The organism is Veronia nyctiphanis (assembly GCF_004116385.1).
Classification (GTDB): domain Bacteria; phylum Pseudomonadota; class Gammaproteobacteria; order Enterobacterales; family Vibrionaceae; genus Veronia; species Veronia nyctiphanis.
In genome coordinates, this window is record NZ_PEIB01000012.1 from 104,434 (window position 1) to 125,811 (window position 21,378).

Genomic DNA, 21,378 nt, shown 5'->3' on the forward strand with positions numbered 1-21,378 from the left:
AAAAACAATGAGCGTCGACAAGTACTATATCGATAAAGAATTAAGCTGGTTATCTTTTAACGAACGGGTACTGCAAGAAGCCGCAGACAGAACCGTACCTATTATCGAGCGGGTACGGTTTTTAGGAATATTCTCAAGTAACCTTGATGAGTTTTATCAAGTCAGATTTGCTGATATAAAGCGCCGCATCATCATCAACGAAGCGCAGGGTGGTGACAACTCCGCGAAAGAACTTCTGGCCAAAGTTCAGGAAAAGATCCTCAAGTTAAATCAGGATTTTGATCATCTGTATAATGAAATACTGCTCGAAATGGCCCGACGACATATCTTCTTAGTGAATGAACGTCAGCTAACTGAATATCAGCAAACCTGGCTCAAAAAGTTCTTCCGCAGTGAGCTTTTGCCACATATCACGCCGATCATGCTGACTGACGATATGGACGTGCTGTCTTTCCTTAAAGATGCGAATTCATATCTCACCGTTACCCTGAAAAAAGAAGGTGAAGCGCCCAAATACGCGCTTATCGAAATCCCAACGGATGATGTTGAACGGTTCATCAAAGTGCCAGAGCCTAAAGGACGCCGCCGTAGAAAAACCATCATTTTGCTCGACAACATTATTCGCCTCTGCCTAGATGAAATTTTCCGCGGCTTCTTTGACTATGACACCGTTGAAGCCTATGCGATGAAAATGACGCGTGACGCAGAATATGACCTGACGAATGAAGTTGATCATAGTCTGCTTGAAAACATGTCAGACAGCCTTGACCAGCGCCTAACTGCACTCCCGGTGCGTTTTGTTTATCAGCGTGACATGCCGAAAGATATGATCACAAAGCTGACAAAAATGCTCAAAATTTCCGACTACGACAGTGTACTCCCGGGTGCTCGCTACCATAATTTCCGTGACTTTATTGGCTTCCCGAATGTCGGGATGCGTTACCTCGAAAATCCATCGCTACCGCCAATCGAGTCCGCTGACTTCCAGCTCTACGATAACGCCTTTGATGCGATACGAAATCGTGATGTATTGCTTTACTACCCGTATCATACCTTCAGACATATGACTGAATTCGTGCGTCAGGCGTCGTTTGATCCCAAAGTACGAAGTATTCGAATCAATATATATCGTGTCGCGAAAAACAGCCGGATCATTAACTCGATGATCGACGCGGCGAATAACGGAAAACGCGTCACTGTTGTCGTTGAACTGCAGGCTCGTTTCGATGAAGAAGCGAATATTGAGTGGGCGCGCGTCCTGACTGATGCTGGCGTCAAGGTAGTTTTCGGTGCTCCGGGCTTAAAGATCCACTCTAAGCTTTGCTTGATCACTCGACGTGAAGAAGGCGGTGTGCGCGAATACGCACACATAGGCACAGGTAACTTTCACGAGAAAACCGCACGTATCTACACTGATTTCTCGCTATTTACCGCAGAACAGCCCATCACATCTGAAGTTCGTCAGGTCTTCGATTTCATCGAAAATCCGTATAAACCGGCTAAATTCCGACACCTGTTGGTCTCTCCACGCAACGCTCGCACACGCATCTACAAACTGATTGAGCGTGAAATTGAACATGCAAAAGCCAAGCGTAAAGCAGGAATTACTCTCAAAGTAAATAACCTCGTCGATAAAGGGCTGGTTTCGATGCTTTATAAAGCCAGTAGTGAGGGGGTGAAAATTCGGATGATTATTCGCGGTATGTGTTCATTGGTACCGGGGATCAAAGGCGTCAGTCAGAACATCAAAGCCATCAGTATTGTTGACCGCTTTTTGGAGCACCCGCGAGTATTCGCTTTTGAAAATGGCGGCGAGAGGGATATATATATTTCTTCTGCCGACTGGATGACGCGAAACATCGATAATCGTATCGAAGTTGCCACACCAATTCGCGATGAGCGTCTAAAAGACAGGATCATGGACATTCTTGAATTGCAGTTTGCCGATCGTGCCAAAGCTCGCGTTCTCGACAAAGACATGTCAAATAACTACGTTAAACGCGGAAATCGCAAAAAAATTCGTTCACAGATCGAAATTTACGATTACCTTAGACATGTAGAGAGACAAGAAAAACGTCTGGTGGAAAAGCAAAGAAATGATCGAAACGACGACAACTGAACGTCCCCGTGAAATCGCAGCGATAGATCTGGGTTCCAACAGCTTTCATATGGTGGTTGCCCGTGTCGTCGGGCAAGGACTGCAAATTGTAAGCAGACACAAACAACGAGTCCGGCTTGGCGCCGGGCTCGACGCACAAAATAACCTCGATAACGCTTCTATTACCCGCGGTGTGGAATGCCTTGCCATGTTTTCAGAGCGCCTGAAAGGGTTCGACCCTGAAAATGTGCGAGTGGCGGCTACCCACACTCTGCGGCAAGCTGCCAATGCGCACGTATTTCTTAAACGTGCTGAAACCGTCTTCCCTTATCCGATTGAAGTGATCCCCGGTGAAGAAGAAGCTCGCCTGATCTATCTCGGCGTCAGCCACACTCAACCCGGCGAGGGGAAAAGACTGATCGTCGATATCGGCGGGGGCAGTACCGAGCTAGTCATTGGCAGTGAGTTTGAACCGTCACAGCTCACCAGTAAACACATGGGATGCGTCAGTTACAACCAACGCTATTTCCAGAAGGGAAAAATAACGCCGAAAAACTTCGCCGCTGCTGAGTTATCAGCAGAAGGTAAGCTCGAGAGCATCGCTCAGAATTACATCAAAAAAGGCTGGGATTCAGCAGTTGGCTCATCAGGTACCATCAAAGCCATCAAAGAAGTCATTATCTCCATGGGTTTTGACGACGGTGAAATAACCAAAAAGCGACTAGAACTGATCATCGAGAAGTTATTGGTATTCAAATACGTCGATGAGATTAAATTGCCGGGATTACCTGAAGAACGCATTCCTGTTTTCGCTGCGGGCGTGGCCATTTTATCTGGTGTGTTTAGAGCGCTGAAAATTGAAAAGATGGTGTTCTCGGATGCAGCATTGCGAGAGGGCTTGCTCTACGAAATGGAAGACAGGTTCCAGCACTCTGATATTCGTGGACGCACAGCGGGCGATCTGGCATCCAGATATCATGTCGATCTGGAACATGCCGCAAGAGTTCAACTCATGGCATCAGACCTTTACGCCCAATGCGAACCCAACCCAAGTACCAAGAAAGCTGAGCTCGGCGTTCTGCTTAACTGGGCTGCGTTGTTGCATGAAGTCGGACTGAGTATCTCTCATTCCGGTTTCCACAAGCATTCCGCGTATATCCTGCAGAATACTAACCTCCCCGGCTTTAATCAGGAACAGCAGACGGTTCTGGTATCATTAACACGCTTCCACCGCAAGTCGCTTAAACTTCATGAAATGCCGGAATTGGTTCTCTTCAAACCCAAGCAGCTTCATCCCTTGATCAGAGCCATTCGTCTTGCCTGTGTCTTGAACGTTCAACGCACTGACGAACCGCTGCCAGACGTTACTCTGGACGCAGATGATAAAGACTGGACCCTGACCTTCCCGTCAGGATGGTTGAGTGACAACAGACTGCTGGCAGCCGATTTGGAAACAGAACAAGATTACTGGACATCAGCAGGTTGGAGCCTGTCGATTGCAGAAGCCATCTCGGATGATATAGAAAGCGAAAAAGATCAATAAGATTGAAGCACACTCAGAATACAAAAAAGCCCGTTATACGGGCTTTTTACGTTTTAGTCAGTGCGCTTTTCCAACCCTAACTCATCAAGCTGTTGATGAATCAACGCATCTGGCAACGCTACCAGTCCGTCCTGACGGACCAACGCCTGGCCACCAGCCGAGAAAACTAGCCTTAAAAATTCAGCCTCAACAGGTGGTAAGGGTTTCCCAGGGACTTTATTCAGGTAGATGTATAGATAACGAGCAAGAGGATATTCGCCGCTGGTGACATGCTGGGTACCCGCAGGCACAAACTTGTCACCGCGGTTTTTAGCCAGTGGCACCATACGCACACCCGCCGTCTTGTAACCCGCCCCTGCATAACCGATAGCACCCAATGAACTGGCTACCGATTCAACAACCGACGAAGAGCCCGGCTGCTCATTCACATCATTACGAAAGTCGCCCCGACAGAGAGCGCGACTTTTAAAATACCCGTAAGTGCCTGACACGGAATTACGGCCGAAACGCTGGATATCTCTGCGCTGCCAACTCCCCGTCATCCCAAGCTCTCCCCAGCTCTCGTACTTACGGTTTTTGCCGCAGCGCAGGGTCTCTGAAAACATGGCATCAACCTGAGCAAGGCTTAACCCAGTAATAGGGTTATCCTGATGAACATATATCGCCATCGCATCGATCGCGACCTTGAGTTCAACAGGAGGATAACCATAACGTTCCTCGAACGCTTCTCGCTCACCCGTGCGCATAGGACGGCTCATAGTGCCAAGCTGTGCCGTGGACTCAATCAGAGCAGGTGCTGCGGTGGAAGAACCTGACGCCTGAATCTGTACATTCACATTGGGATAGTGACGCTCAAACGCGCTACTCCAATTGATGACCAGGTTCGACAAGGTATCAGAGCCAACAATCGATAGGTTGCCGTAAAGCCCCTGCACCCGCTGGTATTCATCTTTATGATGCGCAAAAACGGCAGTGGAGAAGACCACCGCAGCTACAGTGAGTGTAAACGCGACGCTTTTCAGCATCTTAATCGCTCCGGCAAGGTAAATGAGAACATACTCCCCTCGCCGACTTTACTGGTGATTTCCAGATTGGATTCGTGATGCCCTAGAGCATGCTTAACAATGGCTAGCCCCAGACCACTGCCCCCCGTTTCACGGGAGCGCGCTTTGTCGACGCGGTAGAAACGCTCAGTCAGGCGGTCAATATGCTGAGGTGCAATCCCCTCACCACTGTCAATGACTTCAAGACGAGGGCCGTTCGCAGTATCAAACCATTTCACATTGACGGCAGCACCTGCTGGTGTGTGTTTGACCGCGTTATATACCAGATTCGAAATCGCACTGCGCAGCTGATCATCGTCACCATAGACTTTGAGTTTGTTATCGACATCAAAGTTCAGCGTATGGTCATGCTCTCCACTCAGTGTCTGCGCTTCTTTTTGCAGCACATCAAGCATCGCCGGAACGTCCACAATATGGTCAAGTTCAAGCTTGGCGGAAGCCTCAATTTTCGATAGCGTAAGCAGCTGGTTAACCAGAGATTCCATCCTCGTCAGCTGCTCTGTCATTACGCCATGCGCCTTGTCCCACATCGGTCCAACCATCATCTCAGGGTCTTCCGACATTTCCAGATAACCCCGTAACACCGTCATTGGAGTGCGCAGTTCATGTGATACGTTGGCAAAGAAATTACGACGCATCCCTTCCAGCTGTTTGAGCTGAGTAACATCACGCACAACCATCAGGTATTCGCCTTCTGCGTAAGGCATGGTCCGGAATTCAAGAGTAGAGGCGGCATTGACTGGCGAGCGCATTTCGAGCGCATGGTCAAAATCGGACGCAGAGAGGTAGCTGATAAATTCAGGGGTCCGAATAAGGTTACCGATATACTGCCCGGCATCAGACGGCATGCGAAGCCCCAGAAGCTCTTCTGCCAGCTTGTTACACCAAACTATAGATCCGTCATAGTCATACACCACAACGGCATCAGGTAACGATTCTGCACCATTCCTGAAACGGCGAATAAGGTTAGCAAGGTCTTGTCTGCGGCGACGGTTGCGTTTTTGAAGGCGGTAAATGCCACTAAATAGTGGCACCCAGCTTCCCGCGCCGGAAGGCGGTGTCAAACTACGCTCTTTCCAAAGCCAGTCAGAAAGCTTCAGCTGATGATAGAAATTCCAGAAAAGTACAACAACACTGGCGAGCAGTAACCACCAGGCTAAGTTCCCCACCAGCAGGCCAATACCTACCCAGGGCAAATAAAAAAAAGCCAGCTCCAGAGCCAGCTTTTTCCAAGTCAGTCGTTCGACCATGCATTACTCCATATGCTGCGACAACGTTTGCGCAGCAAAAAACACGTTGAGCGCAAACCTATACTCGGGTAGAAAAACGATACCCCGCACCGCGAACAGTTTGAACAAGCTTATCATGTCCTTCACTTTCCAGTGCTTTTCTCAGTCGACGAATGTGAACATCAACAGTTCGGTCTTCAACGTACACATTGGTACCCCAGACGTTGTTGAGCAGTTGTTCACGGCTGTAAACACGCTCCTGATGCGTCATGAAGAAGTGCAGCATTTTGAATTCCGTCGGCCCCATGTCCAGCGGTCTTTCATTGGCTGTTACACGGTGAGAAACCGGGTCCAGTTTCAAGCCTTGTACGTCAATCACATCATCCAGTGATGTCGGCGACACACGGCGCATTACCGCTTTCAGACGCGCCATCAGCTCTTTAGGCGAGAAAGGCTTGGTGATGTAATCATCAGCACCCACTTCCAGACCGCGAACTTTATCTTCTTCTTCTCCGCGCGCTGTCAACATAACAAGCGGGATCTGGCGTGTCAGCTCATCGCGCTTCAGGTGCTTAATCAAATTAATACCAGAGCCACCAGGCAGCATCCAGTCAATCAGAATCAGTTCAGGGTAAGGTTCGCAGATTTTTTCAAGTGCGCTGTTATAGTCATCAGCCTCAACTGCTTCGTATCCCTTTTGTTCCAGAACAAAACACAACATCTCTCGGATTGGTGCTTCGTCTTCTACGACAAGTATCCTTCTAGCCATTTTCAATTTTACCCAACAAGCCAAACATATCTGGGACGCCATTATGTGATTCAATTATGACACTTTTGTGACTTTTGACCATAAATGCAACTCATTTTACGTTTCAGTTATTTGACAGTGCTGTCAATCATTCTAGCTTCCCGGATCCGGACCTGACTGACCCCTCCGCCCAGTGATTCAACGGCCACCTGCGTACCTATTCGTTCGACCAAGGTACCAACGTGAGAAATCACACCAATCTGCCGACCATCAGCCTGTAAAGTATCTAGGCACGCCAGCGCCATCTCAAGGCTGTCAGGGTCAAGTGTACCAAAGCCTTCATCGATAAACAGGGAGCCAAGCAGACGGCTGTCAGCAGCCAGTGAAGCCAGCGCTAATGCCAAAGCCAACGAGGCGAGGAAACTCTCACCGCCGGAGAGAGACTCAACACTTCGAACCTCATCCCCCATATCATGATCGACCACCTGCAAGGCCAGCGGGCTACCTGGTACCGTTTGCAGGGCATAACGCGGCGCAAGATCCTGAAGATGGACATTGGCGGCCAGCACCAGTTGCTGTAGCGTCAGAGACTGAGCGAGATTACGGAATTTACTGCCAGTGGCTGAGCCAATAAGTTCAGAGAGTTTGAGCCAAAGTTCTGTCTGCCCTTGCTGCATTTCAAGCGATTCTAGCAAGCTACCTGCTTGCTTCTCCGCCTCTTCACCGTTAGCCAGCGCCTGACGAGCAGTGAAGATTTGCTCTTCAAACCCTGATTTTTCTGATTGCCAATCGATCCGCTGTCGATCCGCACTTTCCGCATCGTTCAAATCACCATTTTCAGTCAGCCAACATAGTGATTGGTTGTATCATTTTCCAAATTGACGAGTTGCTGTTGACGCTCAGCGACCAGAGTGATGGCAGCATGAACATTTTGATCCAGTCCGGCCAACGCTTTACGTTCCTCATCAACCCATTCAGGCGTTTTGCTGAGTAGCTGCATCAGCGCGGATTCAGTCAATTCAAACGACTTTTGCCAGTTAAGCCAACGATGAACGATTTCCCGGTGTGACTGCCCTTGCTGCTTGATTTGTTCAGTCACAGAAGCCAACGAGGCGGTATTTGCCGCTCGCTGCTCTGCCAGCAGATTACATCTCTGAGTCTGTGCTTTGAGCTCTGATTCAGCATCTTCACGTTGCTTTTTCAAACGTGCCTCAAAGCCCTGCAAATCTTCTTCCTGTACCCATTGTCTTCGTTCTGACGATTTACCGTCCAGTTCGGTTTGAAGCGCCTGTCGCTGCTTATTGCTCTCATTGACTTGCCCTGAGAGCGAAGACAGCTGCTGTTGAAGCGCAGCAATCTCGGGTTGCAGTCCGGTCAGTTGCTGAGTAATCGTTTTGTGTTGTTCATCCAAAGTGCGGAAGTGGGCGATTTTCTGTTTCATCGTCACCACGTATTGCTCTGCGCCATACTGATTGAGCATCGCCTGCCAACTATCATCGCCCAGCAATTCATTCAGTGCATGATGACGAGACGTCACCTGCTCACCAGCACTGCTTGCCAATGTGCGTTGCGCGTCGAGGCGTTCCCGGCACTGGGTTTCACTTTGCTCTACCTCGTGGCGTTCCTTTTGAAGCTGCTGCTCGAAACGCTGCAAAGATTCAAGACTTTCACGCTGCTGGCGAATTTGCCTGAAAGATACCTCGCGCGATTCGATGGTTTTGTAGAGTTCTTCCGTTTTCTGGGCATGCTCGACACCCTGACGCTGCATCTCAGTTAACCAATCTGAAAGCTGTTCAGCATTGAGGTTATCAGTCAGTAAATGTTCACATCCGAATTCATACAAGGGCGAGGTCAGGCTTTCCCGAATTTGTTGTTCAATGTAATGAAGCTCAGCCAGTGGTTGTTCCAGCTTTGAAAGGTGATGCTCTGACTCAGCGTATTGCTGAGCAACAAAACGTTTTTTACCGTCTAGCTGACGAAGTTCTTCTTGAAGAACTTGCAGGCGGTGACGTTGGCTTTGTAACACCCCCTCTACCACCGGATGATTCTCTGCGTAAGGGTGATGTTCTGAACCACATAGCGGACAAGGATCACCGTCTTGCAGTTCGGCACGGAATTCACTGAGATTTACAATGCTGAGGCTCTGATTGTAGGCATGTTCCGCTTCCTCGTACTGCACCGCCTTTTGCGCAATGACAGGCTCCAGCTCTTTCAGTGCCCGTTCAGATTCGACCAAAACCTGTTGGAATCGGGTTTTATCCGCATCAAGTCGGGCTTTATCAGTGAGAACCGATTGCCATTTCTGACCACTCATCTGCAGTTGACGGCGCTTCTCAAGCTCTATTTGTAGGCCGTTAAAACGCTCTAAATCCTGCTGATGCTGACGCTCCAGCTCCTCTGGCTGCAGAGAAGAAAGAGCCGCTTCCACGGCCTGTTTTTCTTTGGTCACGGCAAGCTGGTGACAATCAGCTTCTGTCAATTGCATGGTAATTTGTTGTTGCAGCGACGTGAGATGACGAATTTCACGCTCAGCACCATCAAGGTTTTCGCGTGCAGCCAGATACTGCTCAAGATTATCGAACAGGGGCTGATATTGTTCAGCGACCTGTGCAAAGTCACCGTACTGTTCAAGCTCGCGTTGGATTTGGTGTTGCTGGCTGGTCAGTTGAGCCTGACGTTTATCAAGGTCATCGTGCTCAGCGTTGGCCTGATTGTAACTGGAGGTCACGGAATGCGATTGCGACAAGACCTGAGACAGCTGCGACGTCAGCGCCTGAATTTCTGTATCTAACGCAGCAGCCCGACGAATACGTGGCTCAGCGTCTTCCCAGCTGATTTCACTCTCCGCAAGCATTTTTTCTGCTGCTGCCTTCGCTTGCTCAGCAGCCTTGGTGTCATTTTCTAACACAGCCACAGCCGACTCTTTATCAGCGGCTATTTTCTTGAGCTGTGTCAGCGATAATTCCGTTTGTTGAAGCTGGATGAAATCAGCCCGCGCAGGCTGCACTTTATCGAGAAGCCCAAGTTCGTCACGACGGGGAGACGCTTCTTCCAACGCCTGTTGCGCCGCTTGCTGCCCTTCTCTTGCTTCAGTCAAAGACGTCGATAGCGTTTCATACTGCGCTACCGTTTTACCGTGGCTCTCCAACAGCTTGAGTGAACTCTCCGTCTCAGCTAACTGGCTGGCCGCTGTTGTCTGCTGCGTTTGATAGGTTTCTTTTTCTTCGTCAGTGAGAATACGAATATCACCAATTTGGCGCTGAATCGTCGCCAGTTTTTCTTTTTCTTCTTTGGCCCGTTCATGCGCGGCCATTGAAAGTCGGCTGTATATCTCACCACCCGTCATTCGCTCAAGGAGCGCCGCTCTCTCATCAGCGCCAGCTTTGAGAAATGCCGCAAAATCACCTTGAGGCAACATCACCGCGCGCCTAAATTGCTCATAACTCAGGCCAACTAAACGCTCGATTTCAGCCATCACTTCCTGTTTTTTGCCCGCAAAGCGCTGACCGGACTCAAGGCTTTCAAGCCATTGTTCAGACGGTTGAACTCTCCCGTCGGCTTTACCTCTTGCACGGCGAACATGCCAGTGTGCACGCCAAACCGTGCCGTCTGTCGCCATGAAATCGACTTCCGCAAAACCTTCTGCTTTGCCACGAGACAAGATACTGCGCACATCATTGGCTTTCAGTCGCGTTGCATCCTCACCAAGGCCAATTTCTGCATCGTTCTTTTTGTTGGCTTGCAGGCGTGGCATGCGGTCAAACAGCGCGAGACAAATCGCATCCAATAAGGTGGATTTACCCGCCCCCGTTTTACCGGTGATCGCAAATAGGCCACTGTTACCGAGCGCACTGTGAACAAAATCAATCTCGAACGGGTGCTGAATACTGGCGAGGTTTTCCCCGCGTAATGCCAGAATTTTCATTATGACGGCTCCTCGTTTTCCAGATTGTCCAGCAAACTGTTGAACGCTTGTGAAATCGCCTCCGATGGCTCACCTTCAAACTTGTTTTGCCAGCCATAGAGAAAGACCTGTTGCGGCGAGACTTCATCGAGGCGTTTATGATCAAGCGGTGTGCTCTGCCGCTGTTGCGAATAATGCGGGGTAATTTTGGCAAGCCTGACCGATTTACCTTCCAACGCTGTGCGGATCTTCTCACGCAGAAGAGGCTGCGGCGTATCCATCAACACAGGAACTTCCAAGAGAGGCTGTTGCTCAAGCGGCAAATGCTCTGGCTGCCATTTATTCAGTTCCTCGAGAACATGCTCTAACGGTTCGGCTTTCGACGGTTTACGCAACATATCCACTTGTCGTGGCACTAAGTGCGGCGTAATGGTATTTAGCTTACCGTCGTTAAAGGTGACGCTCAGCACCTGATGTTTGTAATTACGCTCAGACAGCGAAAGCGGAATTGGCGAGCCGCAATAACGAACCCGCTCTTGTCCTGCAACCTTTTGCGCCAGATGGAGATGGCCAAGCGCAACATAATCGATATCGTCAGAGAAAATACTGACAGGCAAGGCATGCTGATTACCGCCAAGTACGCGGCGCTCTGACATTTCAGATAATTGTCCTGACGCCATGAAGACGTGCCCGGTTGCAATCAATGCCTGATGTTTTTCGCGGCGCTCTGCTGCGTGCTGATAGACCTCTTGATACACATCGGCAACCCCAGCAATCAAACGATCGTCGACATCATCAAGGTGTTGAGTTCGCAAGTCTGCGCTGCGTAAAAACGGTACCGCCAACATCCATGCCGCGGTTTCACCTGATTTGTCGGTCAGTGGCACCATCATTCGATCAATATCAAGCTGACCATCCTGATCCCGCTGCACTCCACCGACCATATGAAGATCGAACGCCCTCAGCAGGTCATGCGGCGCATCTAACTTACTCGGTGAATCGTGGTTTCCGCCGGTGATCACCAGATTCAGTCCCGGAATACTGCGGTAAATATCGGCCAGAAAACGGTACAGCATATTCCAGGCACTGGCGGGTGGATTTGCGGTATCGAAGATATCACCCGCGACAACAAGCGCGTCGGCCTGCTCGGTGATCAACAAGCCTTTAAGCCAATTGAGAAATGCCTGATGTTCGTAAATTCGGTCGAACCCGTGAAGTTGATGGCCGAGATGCCAGTCAGAGGTATGGATGATTTTGAGCACGTGAGCGTGTTTCCGTTGTTTCCCATCTGGGTCGAATTGTACCTTTAAACTCAGCGACAATCCTGCCCGAATGCAATACCATGTGCCCTTTGTCAGAACTGGATGGAATTTGCCCCACCATGATTTGGTTTAAGAACTTTTTCACTTACCGTTTTTCACGCGACATCGACCTCAACCCAGACCAGCTGGAACAGCAGTTAAGCGAGTTTCGCTTCACGCCTTGCGGCAGTCAGGATATGCAAAAATTTGGTTGGGTTACCGCCCTCGGTAAGCATGGCGACATGATGACTCATGTCTCTGGCGATAACATTCTGGTTTGTGCGCGCAAAGAAGAGAAAATGCTGCCAGCCTCGGTGATCAAAGAGTCACTGGGTGCAAAAGTAGACATGATGGAAAAAGAACAGGGTCGTCCACTTAAAAAGAAAGAAAAAGATAGCCTTAAAGACGAAATCGTCACCGATTTGTTACCGCGTGCTTTCAGCCGCAATAGCCAGACATTCGCGTTGATCATGCCAAAAGAAGGGCTGGTACTGGTCGATGCAGGCAGCATTAAAAAAGCCGAAGAGATACTTGGCCTGCTGCGTAAGTCAATCGGCAGCCTCCCTGTTGTCCCCGTCGAAACCCAAAAGCCTGTTGAGCTAGCCATGACAGAATGGGTTCGCTCGGGCCAAGCGCCAAAAGGGTTCACGATTGGTGAAGAAGCTGAACTGAAAGCCATTCTTGAGCAAGGCGGTGTGATCCGTTGTAAGCAACAAGATCTCTCCAGTGACGAAATCCTCGCACACATTGAAGCCGACAAATTAGTGACCAAGCTGTCACTGAACTGGCAAGACAGACTGGAATTTGTACTTGGCGATGATATGTCGGTGAAGCGCGTAAAATTCTCGGATGAGCTGAGAGATCAGAACGAAGATATCGACCGTGAAGATATCGCTCAGCGACTGGATGCCGATTTATCTCTGATGTGCGGCGAGCTGGGCGCCTTCCTGCCAAACTTGTTTGAAGAACTGGGTGGCATCGACAAGGGCGAATAACTGGCCACAAAAACACATATAAAAAAGCACCTTTCGGTGCTTTTTTATTTCTACAGTTAGCGCATACAGGTTACATCACCCCGTCGGCTCGTCTTTCAGCATCGCATCCATTTGCTCTACTGTGGTCAAAAAGCTCTGCTGCTCTTCACTTCCAAGCCCACTGATTAATGGTACTTTCTTGGAGAGCGGGTTCACCGGACGCCCCCGGATATGGAATTCATAATGAATATGAGGGCCCGTTACCCTGCCTGATTGCCCCGACTTAGCAATCTCCTGCCCTCGTGATACCCACTGACCTTTCTTGACGAGAATTTTGCTGTTATGCAGATAACGTGTCCGGTATTTACTGCCATGCTGTATCACGACGTATTTGCCTGCATACGGATGATTAGCGACCTGCACCACCACACCGTCTCCTGTCGCAATCACCGGAGAACCGACCGCGACAGCAAAATCAGACCCATTATGGGGTTGCCTACGATGAGTAACAGGGTGAATACGTCTCGGGTCAAAGCCAGAGCTGAGCCAATATTGCGCGGTTGTTGGCACAGGCAGAAAACTCCGCTGCAGGCTCTCACCATCTGCATCATAAAAGTTACCATCTTCATGCAGGTAAGCGCTGATAATCACTCCGTCACGTTCAATGCGTACCGCTCTGATTTCGTGCTGACCGCTGGCTATCTCATCAACAAACTGTGCAGCTCGAACCACCTCAAACTTGCCATCAGCAGGCAGCTCAGTATTGAGGTTAATTTTATCTTTTAGCAGGTTAATGACAAAAGCGACGTCACTCTCATCCAGCCCTGTTGCAATTGCTGAATCATGGAAGCTTGCGCCCACAGTCCCTTTAAACACTGAGGGAACCCAATTACCCGGGATCTCCACTTCTTGAACGTCAAAGCCTCCCGTTTCAGAACGTTGATAGATAACCTTTTGAGCAACATTTAACTGCAGCTCGAGCTTCAACAGCCGATTAGTGTCTTCCTCAAACCAAAAACGAAGCACACTACCCGGTACCATGGCATCAAACCCAAGGTGGTTGAGGTCGCTCTCAAGTACCTGCTGAAGATCGTCTTCTTCTAAGGCCATTCGATGGAAAAGATCCGCGATTTTATCGCCAGAAAAGACGACATACTCCGCCGATGGCAACGCCTCTCCTGTTTCTGTTTCATTGGCATCATCACCAATAAAAGGGGTACTTTTTAACGCTAATTCAACGCTTTTCTGCAGTGGTTGCCACTCAGGTGGACGAATCACTATTGCGGTACAAACAACCGCCATAGACAGAAAAAGACAGAAATTGATGCGCCACCAGCGAGAGGATGGCGATATGATTTCAACTTGCATTACAACACGGATCTCAACTACTCAGATCTCAACGCGCTCTGCCATACTGCGAGGCAGAGTTGAACGAATATGGGCACGGTCAAACTGTTTACCGGAGCAAAAACCGCCCAGAGATACAAACACAGGCCAAATTGGTACCTGTAAAGAAAAAGGCGGCTATTTTGAGCTATTCTGGCCAAGAATGGAACTAGCTATGTTAACCAGATCACAGTAAAATCGCGCCGCAACCATATCACAACCGCGTTATGGCCTGACTTATACTCAGACAGAAGAATGTATAAATATGTTTAAACCTGAACTACTATCACCCGCTGGCAGCCTCAAAAACATGCGTTTTGCATTCGCTTACGGCGCAGATGCTGTTTACGCCGGGCAACCCCGCTATAGCCTGCGAGTGAGAAACAATGAATTCAACCATGAAAACCTGCACATAGGCATCGATGAAGCCCATGCACTGGGCAAGAAGTTCTATGTGGTCTGCAATATTCAGCCACATAACTCCAAGTTAAAAACCTTCATCCGTGACCTTAAGCCAATCATCGACATGGGGCCTGACGCATTAATCATGTCAGATCCGGGTTTGATCATGATGGTGCGGGAAGCCTTCCCTGACATGGCCATTCATCTGTCTGTTCAAGCCAACGCGGTTAACTGGGCGACTGTTAAATTCTGGTCGACCCAAGGTATAGAGCGCGTCATCCTCTCCCGCGAACTGTCGCTGGAAGAAATTGAGGAAATCCGCAAAGAATGCCCGGAAATGGAGCTTGAAATCTTCGTTCACGGTGCACTTTGTATGGCTTATTCTGGCCGTTGCCTGCTGTCTGGCTACATGAACAAACGCGACCCTAACCAAGGTACATGCACCAATGCATGCCGTTGGGATTACAAGGTCCATGAAGCAGAAGAAGACGAGTCTGGTCAGGTTGTTCAGGTACAAGAAGCGACACCCACACTCGGCGAAGGTGAACCTGTAGACGACGTCGTATTGTTGGAAGAAGGCCGTCGCCCGGGTGAAATGATGGCGGCTTATGAAGATGAACATGGCACTTACATCATGAACTCAAAAGACCTTCGTGCTGTGCAGCACGTTGAGCGTCTGGCGAAGATGGGTGTCCACTCCCTCAAAATTGAAGGCCGTACCAAGTCTTTCTATTACTGCGCCCGAACCGCTCAGGTATATCGCAAAGCCATCGATGATGCCGCAGCTGGTAAGCCTTTTGATGATAGCCTGATGGGCACGCTGGAAAGCCTTGCGCACAGAGGTTATACCGAGGGCTTCCTGCGTCGTCATACTCACAGTGAATATCAGAACTATGATTACGGTTATTCTATTTCTGATAGCCAGCAATTCGTTGGTGAATTTACTGGTAAACGCCGAGGTCACCTTGCTGAAGTTGCCGTGAAGAACAAGTTTATTCTGGGTGACTCACTGGAAATGATGACACCAAAAGGTAACGTCACTTTCTCACTGGATGCCATGGAAAACCGTAAATCAGAGTCTATTGACGATGCAAAAGGTAGTGGTCATTTCGTCTTTATCCCTGTTCCTGAAGATATGGGTCTCGAGTTCGCCTTGTTGATGCGTAACCTGAATCAAGGCCAGAACACCCGTACCCCTCATTCTGCGGAAACGGTAAGTATGTAACTAAGGCGATTATCACCTTCGGGGAAACAGCCTTTCATAAAAAAGCGATGCAAATGCATCGCTTTTTTGTAAATTGAAAAAGCTTAATTATGGCTCAATTTGACCTCGTAACTCGCCAGCACCTGAAAACTTAGTATGTATGTTCACGTAGTGCTTTCCAGCAATAAAGTCTGCCGCTTGTTCAGGTGTTAACGTGCTTTTGTCTGATTCTGTTTGCCAAACTGTATTACTTTTACCTTCCTCAAGAAAAACAATGGGGCCACCATTTTGGCCAACAATCCCTTCGTGGATATGTGCCATGGTTATTGAGTTAACACTACCTTGACTAGGTACTTGTTCCTCTATTTTCTGGGTCACTACCTTCAGTTCCAAAACGCGGCTCACCGTATTTAATAACGCGTAACCGGCACCGCTAGCAGCTGTAGTGACAGGAGGTTCTTCTTGATCGCCAGTGAGAGGAAATGTAAACAGCTTGTAGTTTGGAGAGAAAATCTGGCCTCGGATAATTGTCGCAAATTTGTCTCCAGCGTGTACGTTGACATGATATCCCCCCGAGAGCATGTTCTCGAAGTCCTCTTTTGCCACGCTTCGATTTTCAGCCTCCCATGCTGTTGTTGAGTTAGCAACCGCGTTCAACCCAACAATAACACCACCAGACGTATCCCCAATCCGACCTGCATGAATATGCGCAGCCTTCGTGTCATTCACGTCTCTTGTATTGAGGCGTATACTCAACTCGTTATCAACATAATCGTACGCAAGGTAACCATCACCATCAGCAGTCGTATTCACTGCGGGAACAGCTTGCTCTCCATCCAATTTGAACGTCAAAATTGTTGTTGAACTTGGCACTATTTGCGCGCGCAGCTCACCGCTTGGGACTTTGGTCGTATGAACGTTGATATACCATTCACCTGCTAAGAGATCTTCAACTTGAGACGCAGAGAGGTTTTCAGCCGCGACAATAAGTTGGCCCTCTTTATAACCCACTACATTTTCAAGAAAGCTCGTCGGTTTATCAAAACCAAACACCACTCCACCGGTTTCTCCAATATCACCACTGTGAATGTGCGCCATTGTCAGACCTTCTATATTTTCAGCAGAAAGTACGGCGCGAAGAGCGTTTGTATTTTCATCAAGCTCAACCGTTGCCAGGGCAGTTTGCTCAGAGTCATTAATAGGAACAGACTGACCGCCGGAGAGAGTAAGATTAAACGTTTTCGTTGCCGTAAAGCCGTCTGAATCATCACAAGCAGAAAGAGCTACGACGAATAAGCTGATCATTACGATGAACTTTCTAAATTTCATTGTCATTTCCCTCGAAGAACTAAAATGAATTAAAATATTTGTTAACTTTATTTTTATAATAAATAGCATGTTTGCTATATGTATTATTTATATCTATCGTATCGTTCAGAGTCACCTAGATGACCTTGATATAATAAACATTCGCTACTATTTATATTGTTTCAATATTGGTAAACTAATAAGCTATATCAAGATAATACAAAAAGGAGCATATAAGGTTATAAGCAATATCAAACAAAGCATAATAATCAAAAAATTAATACGCATCTATATGCGCTTTAAATAAATTAAACCCAACGCATGAGCGAATAAAAATAGACAAAAGCCTGATTTTTTAAAGACATAGAGAATGATAAAAAAACAAACAAAAAAACAATCATCCATTTGAAACAATGATATGATACTTACGTTTTCAATCAAATTAGATTTTCTTCACCACCACACATATAAATCTACCCCTCACAACTAACACTTACTATAAAAACTTTCCGCATACGCAATCATATCCAACATATTAGATGCATATTAAAACAAGTGAAAATACCCACAGTAAGGCCAAATAACTTTACTTTTAATGTTAACCATTCAATACAACGAGGAAACTGAAATAAAAATCACTGTGAAAAATTAACGTCAAAAAAAATACATTTCATTTAAAGAGTTTCACTTCATTCATCAAAGGTCAGTCGCTATCTTAGGTGATTTAATTTTATTGGTGACGCTATCTCCTCATCGACATTACACGGCGTCAGGGCATCGAAAAAACGCAGACTGTGTAAGTAAATTTACACCTTATAATAAAGTATTCATTTCCTCGATATCGTGTTCTTTGGGCTTTTATTCTGACTATGTTAAAGTGCGCGTCACTGCTGCTGGCTCGTTAGTTATCGATAACAGCAGCAACAGATGTAAAATACTATAGGGTTGTTAAGGTAACCAAGCTCACCTATTTAGCCCTTAGTTGTAAAACGAACAAATGAGACCCAAACTCATTGACTGATTTATGTGTTGTATTTTCTACTGTGAATAATACAAATAAGAGTAAATACAACAGACTAAAAGTGATGATTGAGCAGGCGTAAACACTGACTATGGCGTTATTAATCACTGAAAAATGTATCAATTGCGACATGTGTGATCCTGAGTGTCCTAATGAGGCCATCACATTTGGTGCGGAAATTTACGAAATTGATCCTGATAAATGTACTGAATGCATAGGCCATTATGAAAAGCCCACGTGCCAGTCAGTATGTCCGATCACTAACTGCATCATCATTGACCCGGGTAATGTGGAGACGGAAGATATGTTGATGGAGAAATTCGTCACCTTGCAGGGGTTTGCATAGTCAACTAGACCCGCTTGCATGCAAAAAGCCAGTCTGACGATTGGCTTTTTTATATTGTTCCCAATACCATAGATAGCTATTTATACAATAACGGGCTCTGCTCTTCAGTCTTTCTTTTCAGGTAAGCAACCCAGTGGCGGCTTTGTTCACTGGGTGCAATATCGTTCAGCCTCACTGCGTGGTAATACGCGTCATCGAAGCGACCCAGCCTATCGAAGGCCATCATTTTCGCCATTTCCACATCACCTTGTTTTGTTGGCGAAACAACGGCACTCAAGCTTTTAAGTGCATCTTTATAGTCCCCCTGTTGAAGCTGTAGCTGAGCTAACGGCCAGAAATATTCATTTTTGATTGTCGCTGCACGTTGCCATACTCCAATCGCCGCCCCACTCTCTTGACATTTGTAGGTATTTCGCCTGAGCCACTAAATCCCTCACAGTCAGCTGTGATATTGACAGTGTTGACAGTGCGTTAGCTGCTTTTTCCGGTACGCCCATCTGCGCATAGAGCTGCGCCATGACTCTAATTTCACTTGGGTGGTACTATTCCTCGCCGCATCATCAAGACCAAGGTATTGAGCGCATTTTCATCATCGCGAACTCGCTGATAAGTCGCAGCTAAATGCCGCCACCATGCAGAGTGAGAGGGTTCGAGCATAATGAGCTGCTGCAGGGTTTTCACTGATGACTCCCAGCGTTGCAGCTGCACCTCAGCACCAAGCCTGAGTGTCAACGCATCAGTGGTTACAGCCTGAGGGTTCATTGCGTTCATCAAGCTATCAAGCACTTTTTGCCATTCCGACAACTGATAGTGAGCCTGAGCAATTCGCAGCCATACTTTTTGCGGTTCCGTATCGCCAACCGCAGGCTCAACCAATGAGTAATAACGTGCCAACGCTGCCTTATATTGTTTCTCTGACAACAAGATATCGGCAAGTGTACGTTGTACTTTTTGCCAGTCCGCAGGCGCTAACTCACCGCTGTCAGCCGCGAATGAAAGTGCAGAGATAGCACGATTTTTCTCTCCGGTCTGAAGGTACAAAACACCCAGTACACGATTAAGCATGACTTTTTCGAAATCCGATGTCACCTTTGCGGATGTGAGCATCGAAATCGCTTTTTCGGGTTCACTGGATTGCAACTGAATGGCGGTGTTGAGTGTCGACGCGACCCTCGGTGAAAGATGAGCCGCGAATGCAATGCGAGGAACCATCAAGCCTAGTATGATGAGCAGGAGATATCGCTTCATCTTTCTCCTCACTGGCTCAACGTAAATTCAAGACGCACTGTGGTTACCGAATCAATATTCGCACCTGCTTTTGGTCTCGCGTATTGCCATTGTCTTACCGCCCGCAATGCTTCACGTTCAAACACTCGTCGTGGCTTAGCCTCAACCACTTTGGCATCACGAGGGCGTCCATCCGTTCCAAGACGGAAAGATACAACGACGTATCCCTCTATCCCCTTCATTCTTGCGACTAAGGGTAGATAGGTTCAATTTTCACCACGGGCACTAATGGTTCAGAGCTGGGTAAATCAATATCGAGATGCAATCCGCCAAGGTCCATACCAGCCTGACTGATGCCACTTTCTCCTCGATAAGGGACGGTGCCCATACCAAGTGTTACACGGGGAAGATCAGACAATAGAGCCTTTGCCATTGTTGGACTCAGTAAATTGGTAGAGAGCTCAGGGATCTCGGATATTTCCGGTGACACTGATACCTTTCGTTGTTTGCGAACCAAAGCGGACTCAGGCTGAAGCGTCAGAAAATCAAATGAAAGCGTGGGCGCTTTTTCTGGTTGTAAGTACGCTTTGTGGTGCACGAGAGAAGACATGTTGGCAAACAACATTACAACGACAAAAAATGACGCAGGTATGGCGACCAACCAGCGGATCACTGGCTTTCTCCGTCGCCAGTGCAATGCTTTCAATGCCTGCTCCCTTCGCAGCATCCATGACTTCAACCACGGTGCCATTAAAAGCACGTTTATCGGCCTGAATCAGTAAACTGGACGAGGGCTTATCAATCGTCATCTGCATCAAAACAGCTTTCAGCCGCTCAATATCAATAAATTTTCCTCCGATATAAATTTCATTACTGGAGGTAATGGCGACGAGAATAGCCTGACTGTCTTGCGCACTGGCATGTTGTGCCTCGGGCCTATTTACTTCAACACCTGACTCCGTGACGAATGAACTAGAGACGATAAAGAAAATAAGCATGATGAAGACAATATCCATCATCGGCGTTAAATCGACATGCGCCTCTTCACGAGGCGTAAGGGAACGTGAAAGCCTCATTTAATCACCCTGAGTTCTTTTTCCAATGCCAGTGTTTTTCTCTCACATTTTTTTACTAAACGAGAATGTGCAAATACTCCTGCAAGTGCGATGACCATTCCGCCAAGCGTTGGAAACGTAGCCAGTGCAATACCCCCGGCGATTGATCGAGCATCGGTATTACCCTGCAACGCCATCACATCAAAAACCGCGATCATTCCGGTTACTGTTCCCAACAAACCGAGCATGGGGCAAATACTCACCATGCCACGTATCAATCGAAGATTCTGATTTAACCGCTGTTGAGCCACAAATAGCCATCCATCTCGGATTGCTTTCGCTTTCCATGAACAATGCTCGCTTCGCTGTAGCCACGCATTAACCCATTTTTTCTTTTCGGCGGGGAAACTAAAGTGCACATAAAGTAGACGTTCGATAATCATCACCCAAGTCACCAAAGCGACTGCCGCTAACCACCACAGCACAGGACCACCGACAGACATAAAGTCCTGCATGACATGCCACCAGTGATCGATAAAGTTTCTGAAGAAAAGAGACATATCCATCG

General features: G+C 47.8%; 19 protein-coding genes and 1 pseudogene. 5 read left to right on the forward strand and 15 right to left on the reverse strand.

What is annotated here, in order from left to right; genetic code table 11:
- Positions 1-7: 7 nt before the first annotated feature.
- Together ppk1 and ppx are read left to right on the forward strand one after the other, a co-directional pair.
- Complete coding sequence (ppk1, locus tag CS022_RS11600) at positions 8-2,119, forward strand: polyphosphate kinase 1 (protein WP_129122407.1); 2,112 nt, start codon at positions 8-10, stop codon at positions 2,117-2,119.
- Complete coding sequence (ppx, locus tag CS022_RS11605) at positions 2,097-3,641, forward strand: exopolyphosphatase (RefSeq protein ID WP_129122408.1); 1,545 nt, start codon at positions 2,097-2,099, stop codon at positions 3,639-3,641. The genes ppk1 and ppx overlap by 23 nt, the downstream gene beginning before the upstream one ends.
- 53 nt (positions 3,642-3,694) lie before the next feature.
- Here ppx and CS022_RS11610 read toward each other — a convergent pair whose 3' ends face one another.
- The 6 genes from CS022_RS11610 to CS022_RS11635 all read right to left on the reverse strand — a co-directional run bounded on the left by CS022_RS11610 (position 3,695) and on the right by CS022_RS11635 (position 11,848).
- Complete coding sequence (locus CS022_RS11610) at positions 3,695-4,666, reverse strand: PstS family phosphate ABC transporter substrate-binding protein (protein WP_129122409.1); 972 nt, start codon at positions 4,664-4,666, stop codon at positions 3,695-3,697.
- Positions 4,660-5,955, reverse strand: coding sequence for a phosphate regulon sensor histidine kinase PhoR (gene phoR / locus CS022_RS11615; RefSeq protein WP_129122410.1), 1,296 nt, complete (start codon positions 5,953-5,955; stop codon positions 4,660-4,662). Before phoR ends, CS022_RS11610 begins: the two co-directional genes overlap by 7 nt.
- Positions 5,956-6,013: 58 nt before the next feature.
- Positions 6,014-6,703, reverse strand: coding sequence for a phosphate regulon transcriptional regulator PhoB (gene phoB / locus CS022_RS11620; RefSeq protein WP_129122411.1), 690 nt, complete (start codon positions 6,701-6,703; stop codon positions 6,014-6,016).
- A gap of 107 nt (positions 6,704-6,810) precedes the next feature.
- Positions 6,811-7,509 carry an SbcC/MukB-like Walker B domain-containing protein gene (locus tag CS022_RS11625; protein ID WP_201746264.1) on the reverse strand — a complete coding sequence of 233 codons (699 nt, stop codon included), beginning with the start codon at positions 7,507-7,509 and terminating at the stop codon, positions 6,811-6,813.
- Positions 7,510-7,523: 14 nt separating this feature from the next.
- Positions 7,524-10,607 (reverse strand): AAA family ATPase, encoded by a 3,084-nt coding sequence (locus tag CS022_RS11630; RefSeq protein ID WP_129122412.1) that lies wholly within the window; start codon positions 10,605-10,607, stop codon positions 7,524-7,526.
- Positions 10,607-11,848, reverse strand: a complete 1,242-nt coding sequence (locus tag CS022_RS11635) for an exonuclease SbcCD subunit D C-terminal domain-containing protein (RefSeq protein WP_129122413.1) — start codon at positions 11,846-11,848, stop codon at positions 10,607-10,609. The genes CS022_RS11630 and CS022_RS11635 overlap by 1 nt, the downstream gene beginning before the upstream one ends.
- 122 nt (positions 11,849-11,970) lie before the next feature.
- Here CS022_RS11635 and rdgC point away from each other — a divergent pair, with 122 nt between their 5' ends.
- Positions 11,971-12,882, forward strand: a complete 912-nt coding sequence (rdgC, locus tag CS022_RS11640) for a recombination-associated protein RdgC (RefSeq protein WP_201746265.1) — start codon at positions 11,971-11,973, stop codon at positions 12,880-12,882.
- 75 nt (positions 12,883-12,957) lie between these two features.
- Here rdgC and CS022_RS11645 read toward each other — a convergent pair whose 3' ends face one another.
- A complete protein-coding gene (locus tag CS022_RS11645) occupies positions 12,958-14,229 on the reverse strand; it encodes a peptidoglycan DD-metalloendopeptidase family protein (protein WP_129122415.1) in 1,272 nt (423 codons plus the stop codon).
- Between the two features lie 283 nt (positions 14,230-14,512).
- On the opposite strand from CS022_RS11645, the gene trhP reads away from it, so the two are divergent.
- Entirely contained in the window at positions 14,513-15,874 is a 1,362-nt protein-coding gene (gene trhP / locus CS022_RS11650; protein ID WP_129122416.1) for a prephenate-dependent tRNA uridine(34) hydroxylase TrhP, read from the forward strand.
- A gap of 87 nt (positions 15,875-15,961) precedes the next feature.
- Here trhP and CS022_RS11655 read toward each other — a convergent pair whose 3' ends face one another.
- On the reverse strand, positions 15,962-17,182 hold the full coding sequence (locus CS022_RS11655; protein ID WP_129122417.1) for a CHRD domain-containing protein: 1,221 nt from the start codon (positions 17,180-17,182) through the stop codon (positions 15,962-15,964).
- Between the two features lie 1,091 nt (positions 17,183-18,273).
- Between CS022_RS11655 and CS022_RS11660 the strand changes: the two genes are divergently transcribed.
- A complete protein-coding gene (locus CS022_RS11660) occupies positions 18,274-18,528 on the forward strand; it encodes a YfhL family 4Fe-4S dicluster ferredoxin (RefSeq protein WP_129122418.1) in 255 nt (84 codons plus the stop codon).
- 76 nt (positions 18,529-18,604) lie between these two features.
- Here the strand turns inward: CS022_RS11660 and CS022_RS24855 are convergent, their stop codons facing one another.
- From CS022_RS24855 to CS022_RS11685, 7 genes and pseudogenes are all read right to left on the reverse strand, one after another.
- Positions 18,605-18,763 carry a hypothetical protein gene (locus CS022_RS24855; protein ID WP_161569613.1) on the reverse strand — a complete coding sequence of 53 codons (159 nt, stop codon included), beginning with the start codon at positions 18,761-18,763 and terminating at the stop codon, positions 18,605-18,607.
- A 106-nt stretch (positions 18,764-18,869) separates the two neighbouring features.
- Entirely contained in the window at positions 18,870-19,046 is a 177-nt protein-coding gene (locus tag CS022_RS24860; protein WP_161569614.1) for a hypothetical protein, read from the reverse strand.
- 10 nt (positions 19,047-19,056) lie between these two features.
- The gene (locus CS022_RS11665; protein ID WP_129122419.1) at positions 19,057-19,776 is read right to left on the reverse strand and encodes a tetratricopeptide repeat protein; all 720 of its coding nucleotides are present in this window, start codon (positions 19,774-19,776) and stop codon (positions 19,057-19,059) included.
- 8 nt (positions 19,777-19,784) lie between these two features.
- Complete coding sequence (locus tag CS022_RS11670) at positions 19,785-19,997, reverse strand: energy transducer TonB (protein ID WP_129122420.1); 213 nt, start codon at positions 19,995-19,997, stop codon at positions 19,785-19,787.
- An 8-nt stretch (positions 19,998-20,005) separates the two neighbouring features.
- Positions 20,006-20,188: a hypothetical protein gene (locus CS022_RS24865; RefSeq protein WP_129122421.1), complete on the reverse strand. Its 183-nt coding sequence runs from the start codon at positions 20,186-20,188 to the stop codon at positions 20,006-20,008.
- 244 nt (positions 20,189-20,432) lie between these two features.
- Positions 20,433-20,831 (reverse strand): annotated as a pseudogene (locus tag CS022_RS11680) (ExbD/TolR family protein); the annotation flags it as partial.
- Positions 20,828-21,376 carry a MotA/TolQ/ExbB proton channel family protein gene (locus CS022_RS11685; protein WP_408057234.1) on the reverse strand — a complete coding sequence of 183 codons (549 nt, stop codon included), beginning with the start codon at positions 21,374-21,376 and terminating at the stop codon, positions 20,828-20,830. The gene CS022_RS11685 and the pseudogene CS022_RS11680, both read right to left, overlap by 4 nt.
- Between the last annotated feature and the right edge of the window lie 2 nt (positions 21,377-21,378).

Coding starts and splice junctions, on each gene's coding strand:
- ppk1 (WP_129122407.1), top strand. CDS start 8: ATGAGCGTCGACAAGTACTATATCGATAAAGAATTAAGCTGGTTATCT.
- CS022_RS11665 (WP_129122419.1), bottom strand. CDS start 19,776: ATGAAGCGATATCTCCTGCTCATCATACTAGGCTTGATGGTTCCTCGC.
- phoR (WP_129122410.1), bottom strand. CDS start 5,955: ATGGTCGAACGACTGACTTGGAAAAAGCTGGCTCTGGAGCTGGCTTTT.
- CS022_RS11670 (WP_129122420.1), bottom strand. CDS start 19,997: ATGAAGGGGATAGAGGGATACGTCGTTGTATCTTTCCGTCTTGGAACG.
- CS022_RS24860 (WP_161569614.1), bottom strand. CDS start 19,046: ATGGCGCAGCTCTATGCGCAGATGGGCGTACCGGAAAAAGCAGCTAAC.
- CS022_RS11685 (WP_408057234.1), bottom strand. CDS start 21,376: ATGGATATGTCTCTTTTCTTCAGAAACTTTATCGATCACTGGTGGCAT.
- CS022_RS11630 (WP_129122412.1), bottom strand. CDS start 10,607: ATGAAAATTCTGGCATTACGCGGGGAAAACCTCGCCAGTATTCAGCAC.
- CS022_RS11655 (WP_129122417.1), bottom strand. CDS start 17,182: ATGAAATTTAGAAAGTTCATCGTAATGATCAGCTTATTCGTCGTAGCT.
- phoB (WP_129122411.1), bottom strand. CDS start 6,703: ATGGCTAGAAGGATACTTGTCGTAGAAGACGAAGCACCAATCCGAGAG.
- CS022_RS11660 (WP_129122418.1), top strand. CDS start 18,274: ATGGCGTTATTAATCACTGAAAAATGTATCAATTGCGACATGTGTGAT.
- CS022_RS11645 (WP_129122415.1), bottom strand. CDS start 14,229: ATGCAAGTTGAAATCATATCGCCATCCTCTCGCTGGTGGCGCATCAAT.
- CS022_RS11610 (WP_129122409.1), bottom strand. CDS start 4,666: ATGCTGAAAAGCGTCGCGTTTACACTCACTGTAGCTGCGGTGGTCTTC.
- ppx (WP_129122408.1), top strand. CDS start 2,097: ATGATCGAAACGACGACAACTGAACGTCCCCGTGAAATCGCAGCGATA.
- CS022_RS24855 (WP_161569613.1), bottom strand. CDS start 18,763: ATGGCGAAAATGATGGCCTTCGATAGGCTGGGTCGCTTCGATGACGCG.
- CS022_RS24865 (WP_129122421.1), bottom strand. CDS start 20,188: ATGGCAAAGGCTCTATTGTCTGATCTTCCCCGTGTAACACTTGGTATG.
- trhP (WP_129122416.1), top strand. CDS start 14,513: ATGTTTAAACCTGAACTACTATCACCCGCTGGCAGCCTCAAAAACATG.